The organism is Erwinia sp. E602, assembly GCF_018141005.1.
In the GTDB taxonomy this organism is placed as follows: domain Bacteria; phylum Pseudomonadota; class Gammaproteobacteria; order Enterobacterales; family Enterobacteriaceae; genus Erwinia.
The window spans coordinates 2,553,623-2,567,442 of sequence record NZ_CP046582.1 but is presented as its reverse complement, the minus strand read 5'-3'; the positions used below and the strand labels follow the sequence as shown (position 1 = coordinate 2,567,442).

The window sequence follows — 13,820 nt, the reverse complement described above, 5'->3', positions numbered from 1 at the left end:
ACTATGAGGGCATTTGATGAAGTTCAACAAATGAGTTTCTTAAATGCCTTCGGTGAAAAAATTCAACTACCAAATGGGGACACCTTCAAGGCAATAATTGAGGTTGTCCCCTTTTCTATTGATAGTGGTAGTAGTTCTTTCATAGAAGGTGAAGAAACTTATCTTTCAATGAAGAAGGATGAATTACTAAAATATAATATTGTTGTAGATTCAATAGTACTCGTAAGAGGTATTGAGTATTCAGTTTATAACATCATCGATGATCTTTCGGCAATCGTTAATGTTTACTACAGAACTACGGAAGCACAACATTTCGCAGAGGATTACTAATGATTAAAGAACTACGAAAGACTATGAAGCAAGTCTTTGATGCAACGAAACGATTGAAGGTTAGCCGTAGTGTTGATGTATTTGCAGAAACTGATTGCTCATTCAACCTTGAACGTATTGACTACGATACAAACCGCAAGCTATGTAATGCAAACTTTTCATATATTGTCAGTCCTGAACCAAATAGTAATAGCACTGCACCAAGTATTACCTTTGATGATATTGTCACAAACTTTGAAGAATCTACAACCCTATCAATTTTCAATGATAACAAATTGAAGGTACTGAATTATTCCTTCGAACAAGGTGATGTTGTTACAGATCCTACAACTGGTACAGTTAGTCTAGGGTTCCAGATAAATATAAGGGTAATCAATATCAATTAAGGAGTAAAACAGTGGACATTATTTTAGCTAATGATTTTCGACTTTCATACAATTTAGATCTAGGTAATGGTAACACACAGGTAAGTTCACAAGTGGTAATTGATAATCTAACATCGATGCCACAATTTACGATTGATACTGAAGTATCTAATTTTAAAACTTATGATAGTGAGTACATTACTCAACTGATGGGACGACAGGCAGTACAGGCAATGCAATTCAGTGTTGCATATGTTGCAAGTAATCCAGTACATCAGATGTTAGATCAATTCGCACAGACTAAACAAGAGTTTCAATTAATTCTTCGGTACTATCAGGATTCAGAGCAAACTGTTTCGTCAATGGTAAATGGTATCATTTCCCAAACAGCCCTAAACGGTGCCCGCGATGATGTTCTAACTAAAACATATACATTCAATATTACACAATTAAAGGTTAGGGCAATGGCATCCGCAACTACTCAAAACTTATTTGTCGGTGATTATGGCGTCGGTAGTAATGGTACTATCCCACAATACACTGGTACAGAAGGTAACGCATTCATTAAGATTCCTTCAGCGTCTGCACCAGCAGGTACTGACATGATGGGAATCAATCTGATTGACAATGGCACCGTTAGTCAATTCGCAATCACAAAAGGCGGGGCACTGTCTATGTTCGTCAAGAATGGCGGTACTGCATGGACTCGAATTTATACCTCAACACAAAGTGATGCAGTATATGCAAAACTTGCAAGTAACCTATCTGACTTGCCAAATAAATTGACTGCACGTCAGAACTTACAGGTCGATAGCATTACTCAGGGTACAACAGAAAACCAATTCAGGGCACCGGGCGGTACTTCATATCTATACGCACGTGCGGATGATTGGGGCTACTTCAGTACAACAAATGGTGTAATCCCATTGGCAGTTAACCGAGGCGGCACAGGGGCTACTACAGCAGCAGCAGCAAGGGCAAATCTAGGTCTGACAATCGGTACATCTGGTGCAACCGTTCCATTGCTAAATGCAAATAACACGTGGTCAGGTACTAATACATGGACACAAACCCCATATTTCGACGGGGCAGAATTTAACATCGGTCGAAACAGTACAAATGGTACGGCAATCGGGGTTAAGTTAGGCAGTACAGCAACCGCTAAACAATCATTCTTAGATTTCCGTTCTTCAGGTATGGGTAATGACCGTGATGCACGTATTATCTGTTCAGGTGGCGATACTGGAAACAATAACGGTACTTTGACTATTGCCGCAGCAACTTTAAACCTTTCTGCGATCAACTATTCAGTAGCTAGCTCGACTAACTTTAAAACTGCTATCGGTCTAAATGCGGTTGAAAACTATCGCCAGTTCCAACAGTACAGTATTCAGCCAAGTACATCAGCTGGTCCGGTATTCCTAAAAGTTGCGACGATTGCAGATCCTACCAGTGGTTCAGCACAGTTTGCTTTTGAAATCAGTGGTGCAAGTGATATTGGCGTAAATGCACAAGGTCACTACAAGGACTTTTGTACTGTCAGTGGACGTTCATTAGTTGCGGCAGGTGGCGTAACAGCTACTAATATTAATGACTTCATGACAGTACGCCGTACTGGTAATATTGCCGATTCAACATTAGCTAAAGCTTGTCGCTATTGGATCTGGAATAACAGTTCTAAGAATGCCTTTGAGGTATATATTGAAGTACCACGCTATTCAGTTAAAACCTATGCATCTGTATGGAACTTTGCACCGGGTGGATCTGTAATCAGTGGTCAGGATTCCGTAATCTCATGGTTCGATAATCCAAGTTCATACTCTACTTTACCTTCTGGCTGTATCCAAGTACCGACAAACTTTAGCTATGATGAATTTAATAAGCCTAACTTGAATGTATTGCCCGGTACTTTATCAATAGCAAATGGCGGTACTGGAGCAACTACCGCACCATTGGCACGTACTGCCCTTGGATTAGGTTCAGTCAGTACACTAAACACTGGTAATACTATCGGAAATGCAATGACAGTAGGTCAATTTGGTTTTGGTGGAACAGGTTCAGTACAAAGTTATAACTCACTACAGGCATTTTTCACTAATAACTCTGGTCAGTCTCGTATTGTTCGTAATGATTTAGCAGTTACTGGACTTTATCGTTATAGTCCAACTCTTTTCATGAGTTCAGGCGACAATCACGGTTCATTGAGTATCGAATATAATACTGGTAATGTTGTAGTATCGGCAGGTAATAATACTGCAATTACTAATAACCAAGTAGTAACTAATACATTATACGGTACTGCCAATAAGCCAAGTCTAACGGCAGATGTATCGGGTATTCTACCTGTAGCAAATGGCGGTACTGGCGGAAATACAGTAGCAGGTTCATATCGTAATCTGGCACGTAATAGTATCATCCGTGCTGGTATGAGTCTAAATAATAATACTACATCAGCATGTAAGATTACTATGGCATCAGTACCAACAGGTGATGCTACCTACATTCGTTTTGCATCTTTCGGTTCATATAGTCCAAATGATGGATCATATGGTGAATATGAGATTGTAGTACGTGGTACTAACGGCACTCCTACAGTAACCTTGAATCATGTAAACGGAAGCAAGCCAATCTATGCCGATGTGATGATTGACCCTGCTACAGAAGCAAATGGTACTTGTACTTTATATGTAATCCCGTCAGTAGCATGGGGTGGATATCTTACGTTCTGGATTGATCAGGCATGGCAGAATAATATTCCAGAAACGAGTGCTTTCGAAAATATACTAAGAAGTGCAATCCCAAGCACAGCAATCAGTTTGAAAACAAGTACAGCAGCTAATCATAGTTTTGGCAGTACCTGGACTTCATACAATACTTCAGTTGATGTAAATGGATTTATCAAAAAAGCAAGTCCAGTAATTCGTATCGTTAAGAGCCAGGAAGAAAGTGAACGTACTGATGTAGTTGATTACTCTGAATTCCGATGGTCAGGCTCAGGTACTGTAAATCGTGAAGCCGATGGAGTCTATATTGAACGTACTGCAATTGGAGTATACAAGGTAACTGGTTCCCTAGGTTTTGCTAAGGAAGGATGGAAACTATCAAATCCTAAAGATCCTATGACTGGTTCAGAAATGGGTATGGTTGAAAGTGAAGTAGCAGATGATGGTACTATTACAATCAGTCTATTCAAGCGTAAATTAGTAATGATTGAAGATGAAGATGGTGAAGATGAGTATGTTTATATCAAAGGAAAACCAATGGATGTACCACTAAATTCATGGATCGATGCTCGTTTAGAGATGGCCGAGAAAGAAGAAGTACCGCCAGAATTTATACCTGAACCTGAAAGTAATTACGAAGAAACACTAAATACAGATGATTCAACCGAATCAGAAACTGATGAAGAATCAGAATAAGTAACTAAATAGAAGGGGAAAATAGTTTCCCCTATACAAAGGATAATACAAATGGATATTCAAACTGGCGGCTTTTTACGCCTAGAAATTGGTACAGCTGGTTCAGTAGTTTCAACTACATGGAAAGCTGTTCCATCAATCAATTCTTTCATTACAAGCGGAAGTTCGGCTGAAGTGATTGACGTCGATCAATTCGATTCCCAATGGAACCGTACATTAATCGGGCATAAGTCAACTCCACCGATTGATATCGTACTGAATTATATCGCCGATAATGAACAACACAAGGCACTTGATGGCTACGCAGTATCAAACAAACCACTACAAATTAGAATTTCATATTTCGATAGTTCTGATATGGTGACAGGTTTTTATATTGTCTACAATGGCCGAATTTCATCTGATACCGTTGCAGGCGGTCGCGATGAGGTACTAACTAAAACCTATACCTTTAACGTTGATGCAGGCCCAGTAGCTACTGGCGTACTAACTACCAAATAATAAACAGGGGAAAGTACTTTCCCCTTTAAGGATTTAAAATGAATTTATATGAATTACAACAGGCACTAAAGCCTAAATCAAAAGAATATGATCTCGAAGGTTTTAAAGTATATCTTACTGCCCCTTCTGCACGTTCCCGTACCAATCTAACTACTGCCTCTGCTGCAATTGTTGAATGTGTACGTGACGAAAATGGCGATGAACTTTTCAGTACCGAAGACATTGAAGGACGTATTAACGTTGAATCGGTAGATTACCGCTTAGCTGATAAACTATACCGTGCAATTGTTGAGTACCTTGTAGATTCAGAATCGGTAGAAAATATCGAAAAAAAATAAGATCCGAGCCTTCATTGTACTTTTATCTTAAGATGGTGAATAAGAGAGGTTTATCACCAAGTGAGTTTAACGATTTACCTGAAGGTCTATTCAACTATCTTCAGGTATTTGATGCACTCGTCGAACCATCTGGCGTACATATCGATATGCTTTATCATTGCTATAGTCAGTACAATAATACAATGCTTTCTCCAAACATTACGAAAGAAACTCGTAAGAAGATATCACTATCTGATTATGATTTCATGAATATTATCGGTGATAACAATGGATTAACTAGTGGTGAAAAGAAAGAGTTTGCAGATAAGAAGTTACAAGAGAAGAAAGATAATTCAGTGAAGTTACTCGGAGAACGAATTAAACAGGCAGCTATGAACCAAGGATAATTTATGGCAGACAATAGAATTAGGGTCGATCTTGATGCCGACGTATCGCCCCTTGAAAGAGCCTTACGCCGTGCAACGGGATCGATTGATGACTTCGGTAGTAATGCTGGCGGAGTAATTGAAGACTTTGCAGGTAACTTTTCAGGCGGTATGAGCAAGGCAGGTTTAGCCGCGACAGGTCTAGTCGGAGCGTTGGCCGTATCTATAGGCGGTTTTGCGATGGCAGTACAGAGCAGTCGCGACTATGTAAAAGAACTGAACAATATCAGTAGAAGTACAGGATTATCTGTAACTCAACTACAACAACTACAGAACGTATTCCAGGGACTCGATTTAAGTATAGAATCTTTTGGTAGTTTTAACAAAGACACGCTTGATAAACTAGGGGACGCGTTCCGTGCCGGTGGTGGTGTCGGTGATGACTTGAAAGAGTACGGCCTAAACCTCCAGGACTTCAATAGGTATCTGAATCAAACCGATGGAGGCCTAAAGGCAGTAATTCATACTTTCTATGAGATGCAAAAGGCTGGTAAGACTCAGGCAGAAATAGTTAACGTTATGGAAACGTTGGCATCAGATAGTTCCCATTTGATCCCGGTACTGAAAGAATTGGGTACTGAACAGAATGCATTGAGCACAATTAGTCAGGCACATGCAGGTATCACAAATGAAGCTGCCCAAAAGTACGCAGAATTTGAAAAGAAAGTTGATAGCATGACTGGCAAGTTCCAGCAATGGCAAGCCAACGCACTTGCACCTACTGTAGCAGAATTAAGTAATTTACTTGATGTTCTTAATCAGGACTGGACAGGTACTAAATTTGCAGATTTCCTTGAGAAACAAGGTAAACAGTTCCTTTTCAGTGGTGACAATGGCATTGCAAAAGGTATGCGTAAACTATTCGATCAAGCTGATTCTGATTACGATACTGAAGCAGGCAGGAATCTAAACAACCTTGTAGATAACTTTGTAAATGATGTTAATAAAGCAACTGAGAAAAAGAAAGTTAATGTTATTCCTACTGGCGGTTGGGTAGATGTTAAAGGTGAAGCGGACAAAGCAGAAGCAGCAGCAAAGGCCGCCGCAGCCAAAGCGAAAGCCCTACAGGAGAAGAATGATAGGGAACGTCTAAAGGCACAGGAGACTTTAAACAAGGCGATTAGCGATTCAGTAGTGGGAAGTAATGCCCGTCAATTGGCCGAGTTTGACCGCCAACAGAAAGAGCTTATTGCTAAAGTACAAGAAGCCGCTAAGACATTGGGTTTAAGTCAGGCAGATACCCTATCGAAAGTACAGCAAGTACAAGAAGGTGGTGCGTATAAGAAAGAGCAAATGATCAATGGAATGATTGGTTATACAGATCCTAATCAAGGTATCAAAGACCAGAATAGTCTAATTGCTTCAGGTCAGCTTAATCAGAATCAGACTACTTTCTTAGCTAATCAACAGAATCAACGTATCAATGGTGATAATCCATTTAGTGATGCTGCAAAACAGAATACTGACCAACAGCTAACCGATAACAATGCAGCGATGCAGGCAGAATTAGCTCAAAATGACCTATTACTAAAAGGACATGAAGACTATGAAAAAATGAAGTCGCAAATTACTGCAAAGTACAATGCACAGGCAATGACAATTAGTCAGCAGAATGCACAGGCTCAATTATCGATTTTCTCCAATGCCAGTACACAACTCACTGGATTGATGGTAGACGCTTTTGGTGAAGGTTCAGGAGCTGCGAAAGCTGCTTTTGCCGTACAAAAAGGCATTGCAATGGCACAAACTATCTTGTCACTACAGAGTGCAATGGCAACTGCCTTAGCCAGTGGTCCATTCCCATCGAACATTCCCGCATATTTGCAGGTTGCCACATTGGGTATGAGTATAATTTCTACTGCAAGAAGTGCGGCAAGTGGACAGTTCCACGGCGGTATTGACTCAGTACCATCAAATTTAGATAACAAATCGTTTGTACTAAAGGCTGGCGAAAGGGTTATTATGCCCCAGCAAAATAAACGCTTGACTCAATTCCTTGACGAACAAGATAGTACCGATGACAGTACCAGTAGTAATGGTGATACAGTTATCAATGCCCCATTTGTAGTACAAGGAAATGTACGTGCCAATGATCAAGAATTCAATGATATGTTGAAACAGTACAATGCCAACGTAATGCAGGCAGTTAAAAATGCCGAAAGGCGAAATTCATAAAAGGGGCTACGGCCTCTTTTTTATTATAAATAATAAAAACATAAGGAATATATATGAATTTTTCAAATAATATCAAGGTAAGTGACTTCACTATCAAAGACACAAAGCCTATGTACAGTAACCAATCATGGACAGGTCAACGAATTGTACGGGATACAGGAATCCAATACTATGAAATTTCGTTTGTACTAAACTTCAATATCGAAAATCGTGGTGAAGTACAGACATTCTTAGCCCAATATCAACACGGCAGACCTTTCTCAATGTCGTTAGGATACTATGGCACCTATGCAGGTAAACAGACTGGCGGCCTTGTGGCATCGGCACAGACGGGCAAGGGCAATATGGTAGTGAATACCAATAACAAACTTGCAGTAGGGGAGCTTGTACAGTTCACCAATCACAAGAAAATCTATCAAGTAATTGAACGTACGGATACATCGATAACCGTATTCCCTGCACTACAAAACATCGTACTTGTAAATGAACCAATCATCTATGAAAACATCGAAATCGAAGCGGTACTTAACCCCGATAACGAGTACCAGATGCAGGTTGGAATGATTACCAGTATCAAACTTAACGCAATGGAGAACATCGTATAATGGACAATAGTACATTAACCAATTCCAATCTAGTGAAGTATTGGAAACTTATGAAAGGTACAACCAAAACTGTACTAACTGAAATGGAAGTCTTTAGTCTAGGTGTTCATGTACTATGTTTCGATGTACTGCCAGTAGGTTCATCTGCATATTACTGGACAGATGGACTAACTGATATTCGGGTCAAAGGTAATAACTATACCAGCTTCCCCGATGTTGTGAAGAACAGTCTACCGAACTTCAGTGAATCGAAAAGTATTGAGAATAACAGTATTGCATTCAAGGTAAGTAATGTAAACGATTCAGTACGGGCGATTGCCCTTGCAGGTGGTTTAAAGAATGCACAGATGAACTTTAGGGTAGCTATCCTAAATCCATATAATAGTGAAGTTCTATATGATGAATTACTATTCTCAGGATTCATTGACTACGTTCAAAGTAGTGCAGATCCAGTAGCTGCAACTAACGAGCTTACCATAAATATCAATACCGTTTACAAGAAGCTAGACCGACAGCCACCTGTGATTTGTGCCAACTCAGTGTATCAGAGTTACTTTCCGGGTGATGAATGCATGTCCCTACTAGGTCAAATGGTAACAGGTCAACAATGGAAATATAACTAATGAATAATTTAATCATGGAAATACTATTCTATTCAATGGATACGCCATATGAATTCGGAGTAAATGACTGCAATCTACAGGCGATGAAGATTACGGATCTATTCTTAGGTACTGAGTACTCAAAAGTTCAGTACAGTACCGTGAAGGAAGGAATTGAGAAATATCAAGAATTAGGATTCAAATGTCCATCTGAGATTGTACTTAAACATGGGGTAGAAGTTTCCCCCCGTCAATTACTGGATGGTGACATTTGGATTAGTGACGAAAACCCCTTAATCATGGCAGTAGTTGCCAGTGATCGAATTTTGGGAGTAGACGAAGAACACAATAATTTTAAACTAGAAAGAAAGCCCGAAGATGGCAAGTTTTATAGAATAAGGAAAGAACATGGGTAAAATAGGCTTAGGGAATATTATCGGGGCTGTAATTACTGCGGTCGTCGTTGCGGCCGCGTTGTACTTCACCGGGGGGCTTGCGTTATCGGCCGCCGCATGGTGGGGGGCCGGTGCAGGGGCACTATCTTTAGTATCAACAGCAATGATGGGAACACTTGCGAAAACCGGGGTAACGCCATACTCTGACGTAGTTCAGAGTCTTAGTCGATCTGTATCAAATGCAACAGGTCTACCGGTAATTTACGGCGGGCAGATGCCACATAGAAATGGTGTTAGTGGTGGTTCGTTCGTAATGACGGGTTCAATCAATACATGGAGTTCCGTTTATAAAGACAGTTCACAATTCTTCTTCAGTGAACAGGTAGTAGCTTATACTGGTACTGAAAAACATATTGAACAACTTTACTTCGATAATGAACCAGTATTGATCAATCCAATTAAAGAAGATGGAGTAGTATCTGCCGATAACATCATTTCCAAGTTCCGTAGTTATCTGCAATTGGAAGTACGATTCGGTGGTAATTATACTACTACTAAAACTCTTCCTAAAAAGTATGCTGGCGATAAATGGAAAGATACTTTCCTTTCGAAGGGTGTTGTATCAATTTCAGTAGTGATTAAGAAAACTCAATCAAGTACAGAAAACAATGTACTAGTAAATGATAAGTTCACCCTTAACTGTGAAATGAAAGGTCAAAAGATCTATGATTTCAATACAAAGACAACTGTAGCGAGTAGTGATCCGCCAAGTATCATTTACGATTATCTTACCAACAATATCTATGGTATGGGAATCGATCCAAATCTAATTGACCAGGATAGTTTCACTGCTGCAAGTGCATACTGTAAAACCAATTCATTTTATGCAAATGGTGCAATCAATTATCAATCCTCTTTCAAAGAGAACGTAGAACTTATTCTACAGGCATTTGGTGGTATCATGGGTGTTCATAGTGGGCGTATTACTATTAGCCTTGACCGTGTATCATTACCTGTAGCAAGTTTTGATGAAAGTAACTGTTTCGGTACTATCAATGTTACAACCAGTGGTAATACTGATTACTTCAATACCATCGATGCAAAGTACAAGAATACTGCATCAGGTTCACGCTATCAGGAAGATGTATTACGTATTCCAAGTGATATATCGAAGGATGATGTTATCCGTAGTGATGGACAAGTAATTACTCTATCGCGTGATTACTCATGGGTTTATGATACTTCAACTATTACCAAATTGGTTAACATTGAAGTATTGAAGGCAAAGTACTCGCTAAGAACTATTTCATTTACAACTAATGTCGGTGCAGATTTAAAGGTATGGGATACTTTCAATTTCTCAAATAAAGAAACTGGCGTAAGTGGACAGTTCAAGGTACTAAGTAAAGAGTTCAGTACAAGCCAGGATAAAATGGGCTATGTCACTATCACAGGTGTTGAAACAAATGCAGGTATCTACAACGGTACAGATCCGGGCGTGTTCAGTCCTGGCGGTAGTATCGTCTCAGACGCACAGATTGTCATGCCACCGAGCAACCTACAGGTTGTACGCAAAGGTACATTGACTACTGGATCATACGTTACAATGTCATGGACGGCCTCTGAAGACCCTTATCTAAGGGGTTATCGCGTGTTCAGTCGCAAGACGGGTGAAACTACCTGGTCAGTCCTAGGCACAACCGATGTATACCGCCTATCGTTCGATATTCTGAATCTGAATGATGTTGATTCATACGATTTCGCAGTATGTGCCTATAATAACTTAGGTCTACAAAGTCAGTACGTTACATTATCGGGACTTGTTCCAAGTTATAACTTTACTCTACCTGCTGTAACTGGCGTCAACTTGACCAATAAAACGGTATCGGCACTTGTTACCGATTCAGGCGACTTTAACATTGCATGGGATAGCCAGAAGAATATTCAAGTGAATGGTAAGCCATTTGCCGAATTCTTCAAATATTACGTTGTCAAGGTTTATGACGGTACTAAACTTGTAGATACACTTTATACCGATAATAACATCTTCAACTATACATACGAAATGAATACCAATAAGATCCGTAAGCCTACTTTCGGTATCACGGCACAGGGATTCAATGCAGGTACATATAGTGCAGAAGTGAAGATTACCGTTGAGAACAAGCAGTGTGTACAAGCTACTAACGTATCTGTAAGTGGTGGTTTCGGAAATATGTTTGTCGAATGGGGTAAGAGTACAGAACGAGATTACGCAGGGGCATTAATCAGTGTTGCAAGTCCAGTCAAGACTACTGTCTATACCAGTACAGCAGATCAGTTTGATACTGTAAAAGTTACAGATGGTGAGTATAAAGTTAAGGTAGGATTCTACGATATTTTCGGTACTGATAACATCTTTTACAGTCCTGAAGTTACCGTATCAATCAAGTCAGTATACAACTATGATCAAGCAGATGCCGATGCAATTAACAGTATCTTAAATCTAGATAATCGTTTCCAGGAAACTGTACAAGCGTCAAAAGATTATAGTAATACTCAATTGGATGTTGCAAAAGGTTATGCCGATGGTCAGATGCAGGAAGCAATCAAGGAAGCAAATTCAAATACTGCAACCGTTGTAACGGCAACAAAGACCCAAATTACAAATGAGACAAATACTAAAATTAGTGCATCTGAAACTAAATTGAGTACTCAAGTCGCAAATGGGGATACTGCATTACAACAACAGATCAATTTGACAAATGCAAGTGTAGGTAAGAATACTGCCGACATTACTAATCTAACAAAAAACGTAGCTGATAATAACACTGCTAGTTCAACGCAGATTAGTAATCTTCAGACCAGCGTGACAAAGACGCAGAATGATCTGAATTCTACAAATACCAAATTGGGCACAGTGGAAAACACTGCAAATAATGCAGCAACGAAATCTTCATTAGCCGAAACAAATAATAAAGTATCGGGAATTGATACGCGAGTAACTACTAACAGTACAAACATCACTAACCTTAATCAGGCGGTGAGTACTCAGAATTCTGCAAATGCAACTCGATTCCAGAACATTGAATCAAGTGTAACGAATGTTACCAACACTGCAAATAATTCAGCAACCAAGGGTGATTTGACAAACACGAATACGATTGTTACTCGTCATACTTCTGAGATTAGTAACTTACAGACTACAGTAGCTTCAAATGATAGTGTCACTACTGAAAATATTAACCGTTTAACTGCGGCATTCAATCAGACAGAAGGTAACATTGTAACAAATGATAGCTTCGAAATCGGCTCTACAAACAGTGCTACGGGCTGGAATATCTATAACGGTAGTAACGTATCTATGACCCTAACACGGCCAGCAGGACGCGTACAAGGCGTTGCAGTACAGGTTATGGCCAATGCCAGTACGTCAAGTACACACGGCATTAATTCAACCACGAACATTCCGCAGTTTACGCAAGGTCAAACCTACGTCTGTTCTTTTTTTGCGAAGAAAGTTAATGGGGCAGGATTTACACGCTGTGACATGGGATTCTCAGGTACAGTACCTACACGTACAACTATCTTGAATCCAGAACTTACAACGTCATGGCAACGCTACGCTTTTCGTTTCGTATGGGAAGGTACTAACCCTAACATTGTTCGCCAGCTACAGATTACTCGCAGCGGTACGAGTGTGTCCGGGGATGCAATTGTAATTGATGACGTATCGGTAACATTAGGTTCCGAATTAATGGGTTATACCCGCCGTGATGATGATGGAGCGAGATCGCAGATTATCGACCTATCTAGTGCATTCTCAGATGCCAATAGTTCTAACGCAAGTCGTTTCACCAGTATTGAGTCATCCGTTACTTCAGTAAATACTAAAGCAACGAATGCCGATACCAAGGCAACGAATGCGGCCAGTGCAGCGGCAACTGCCGATACGAAAGCCAGCAATGCAAAATCAGCCGCAGACGCTGCTCAAACTACTGCTAACACTGCGAATACTCAGGCACAGACGAACAAGGCAAGCATTAGCGGCCTTCAAACTACTGTAGCCGATAACAAACAGGCAGCAGCAGATCAGACTACACAATTGCGTACAGAAATGAACAATAATGTGGGTACTATCAATACTTCATTATCTACGAAAGCAGATAAGGATACTGTTAATAGTTCATATAGTCTTAGTGTGAATGCTAATGGTACTGTAGCTGGATTTAAACTATTGGCAAACGCAGGTGCGGCAAATAATAGTGCAATCTATTTTGCAGCCGATAAGTTCATTGTTAGTGGTACTTCTGCTGCAACAGTTGGAGGTACTGCACCGTTTGCAATTGTTAACGGTACTACCTATCTGAAAACAGCAATGATTCAACTGGCGAGTATCGGCACAGCTTTCATAGCGGACGCCGCCATAACCACATCAAAAATTGGGGCATTACAAGTGACGCGAGCTTGCATCGCGGATGCCTCGATCGATAGTATAAAGCTAAGCGGAATTATCCAGTCAGATAACTTTGTGGCTAATACTTCTGGTTGGCAGTTTACTAAGTCCGGCGATCTATTGATTAATGGTACTGGCGGTACAGGCAGAATGTCAATTCACAACAATTTAATACAAATCTTCGATAATAATGGAACCTTACGTGTACGTATGGGACTATGGTAACAGGG

At 40.1% G+C, this 13,820-nt stretch carries 11 protein-coding genes; all 11 read left to right on the top strand.

The annotated features are described in order from the left end of the window. Window positions 1-3: 3 nt before the first annotated feature. The 11 genes from GKQ23_RS13120 to GKQ23_RS13070 are packed head-to-tail and all read left to right on the top strand — an operon-like array spanning window position 4 to window position 13,815. Window positions 4-330 (top strand): hypothetical protein, encoded by a 327-nt coding sequence (locus GKQ23_RS13120; protein ID WP_212408461.1) that lies wholly within the window; start codon window positions 4-6, stop codon window positions 328-330. Then, a complete protein-coding gene (locus tag GKQ23_RS13115; protein ID WP_212408460.1) occupies window positions 330-716 on the top strand; it encodes a hypothetical protein in 387 nt (128 codons plus the stop codon). Before GKQ23_RS13120 ends, GKQ23_RS13115 begins: the two co-directional genes overlap by 1 nt. 11 nt (window positions 717-727) lie before the next feature. After that, on the top strand, window positions 728-4,114 hold the full coding sequence (locus GKQ23_RS13110; protein ID WP_212408459.1) for a hypothetical protein: 3,387 nt from the start codon (window positions 728-730) through the stop codon (window positions 4,112-4,114). A gap of 51 nt (window positions 4,115-4,165) precedes the next feature. Continuing rightward, window positions 4,166-4,615 carry a hypothetical protein gene (locus GKQ23_RS13105; RefSeq protein ID WP_212408458.1) on the top strand — a complete coding sequence of 150 codons (450 nt, stop codon included), beginning with the start codon at window positions 4,166-4,168 and terminating at the stop codon, window positions 4,613-4,615. A gap of 38 nt (window positions 4,616-4,653) precedes the next feature. After that, entirely contained in the window at window positions 4,654-4,953 is a 300-nt protein-coding gene (locus tag GKQ23_RS13100; RefSeq protein ID WP_212408457.1) for a hypothetical protein, read from the top strand. 32 nt (window positions 4,954-4,985) lie between these two features. Continuing rightward, on the top strand, window positions 4,986-5,339 hold the full coding sequence (locus GKQ23_RS13095; protein ID WP_212408456.1) for a hypothetical protein: 354 nt from the start codon (window positions 4,986-4,988) through the stop codon (window positions 5,337-5,339). Between the two features lie 3 nt (window positions 5,340-5,342). After that, complete coding sequence (locus GKQ23_RS13090; RefSeq protein WP_212408455.1) at window positions 5,343-7,553, top strand: hypothetical protein; 2,211 nt, start codon at window positions 5,343-5,345, stop codon at window positions 7,551-7,553. Window positions 7,554-7,606: 53 nt separating this feature from the next. Continuing rightward, window positions 7,607-8,158 carry a hypothetical protein gene (locus GKQ23_RS13085; protein ID WP_249168405.1) on the top strand — a complete coding sequence of 184 codons (552 nt, stop codon included), beginning with the start codon at window positions 7,607-7,609 and terminating at the stop codon, window positions 8,156-8,158. Between the two features lie 50 nt (window positions 8,159-8,208). After that, the gene (locus GKQ23_RS13080; RefSeq protein ID WP_249168404.1) at window positions 8,209-8,781 is read left to right on the top strand and encodes a DUF2163 domain-containing protein; all 573 of its coding nucleotides are present in this window, start codon (window positions 8,209-8,211) and stop codon (window positions 8,779-8,781) included. Then, window positions 8,781-9,176 (top strand): ornithine carbamoyltransferase, encoded by a 396-nt coding sequence (locus tag GKQ23_RS13075; RefSeq protein ID WP_212408453.1) that lies wholly within the window; start codon window positions 8,781-8,783, stop codon window positions 9,174-9,176. The genes GKQ23_RS13080 and GKQ23_RS13075 overlap by 1 nt, the downstream gene beginning before the upstream one ends. Continuing rightward, on the top strand, window positions 9,169-13,815 hold the full coding sequence (locus GKQ23_RS13070) for a fibronectin type III domain-containing protein (RefSeq protein WP_212408452.1): 4,647 nt from the start codon (window positions 9,169-9,171) through the stop codon (window positions 13,813-13,815). Before GKQ23_RS13075 ends, GKQ23_RS13070 begins: the two co-directional genes overlap by 8 nt. Window positions 13,816-13,820 lie beyond the last annotated feature (5 nt).

Bases quoted from the DNA above. Each gene is read 5' to 3' on its own strand.
- GKQ23_RS13120 (WP_212408461.1), top strand. From the start codon at position 4: ATGAGGGCATTTGATGAAGTTCAACAAATGAGTTTCTTAAATGCCTTC.
- GKQ23_RS13115 (WP_212408460.1), top strand. From the start codon at position 330: ATGATTAAAGAACTACGAAAGACTATGAAGCAAGTCTTTGATGCAACG.
- GKQ23_RS13105 (WP_212408458.1), top strand. From the start codon at position 4,166: ATGGATATTCAAACTGGCGGCTTTTTACGCCTAGAAATTGGTACAGCT.
- GKQ23_RS13100 (WP_212408457.1), top strand. From the start codon at position 4,654: ATGAATTTATATGAATTACAACAGGCACTAAAGCCTAAATCAAAAGAA.
- GKQ23_RS13095 (WP_212408456.1), top strand. From the start codon at position 4,986: ATGGTGAATAAGAGAGGTTTATCACCAAGTGAGTTTAACGATTTACCT.
- GKQ23_RS13090 (WP_212408455.1), top strand. From the start codon at position 5,343: ATGGCAGACAATAGAATTAGGGTCGATCTTGATGCCGACGTATCGCCC.
- GKQ23_RS13085 (WP_249168405.1), top strand. From the start codon at position 7,607: ATGAATTTTTCAAATAATATCAAGGTAAGTGACTTCACTATCAAAGAC.
- GKQ23_RS13080 (WP_249168404.1), top strand. From the start codon at position 8,209: ATGAAAGGTACAACCAAAACTGTACTAACTGAAATGGAAGTCTTTAGT.
- GKQ23_RS13075 (WP_212408453.1), top strand. From the start codon at position 8,781: ATGAATAATTTAATCATGGAAATACTATTCTATTCAATGGATACGCCA.
- GKQ23_RS13070 (WP_212408452.1), top strand. From the start codon at position 9,169: ATGGGTAAAATAGGCTTAGGGAATATTATCGGGGCTGTAATTACTGCG.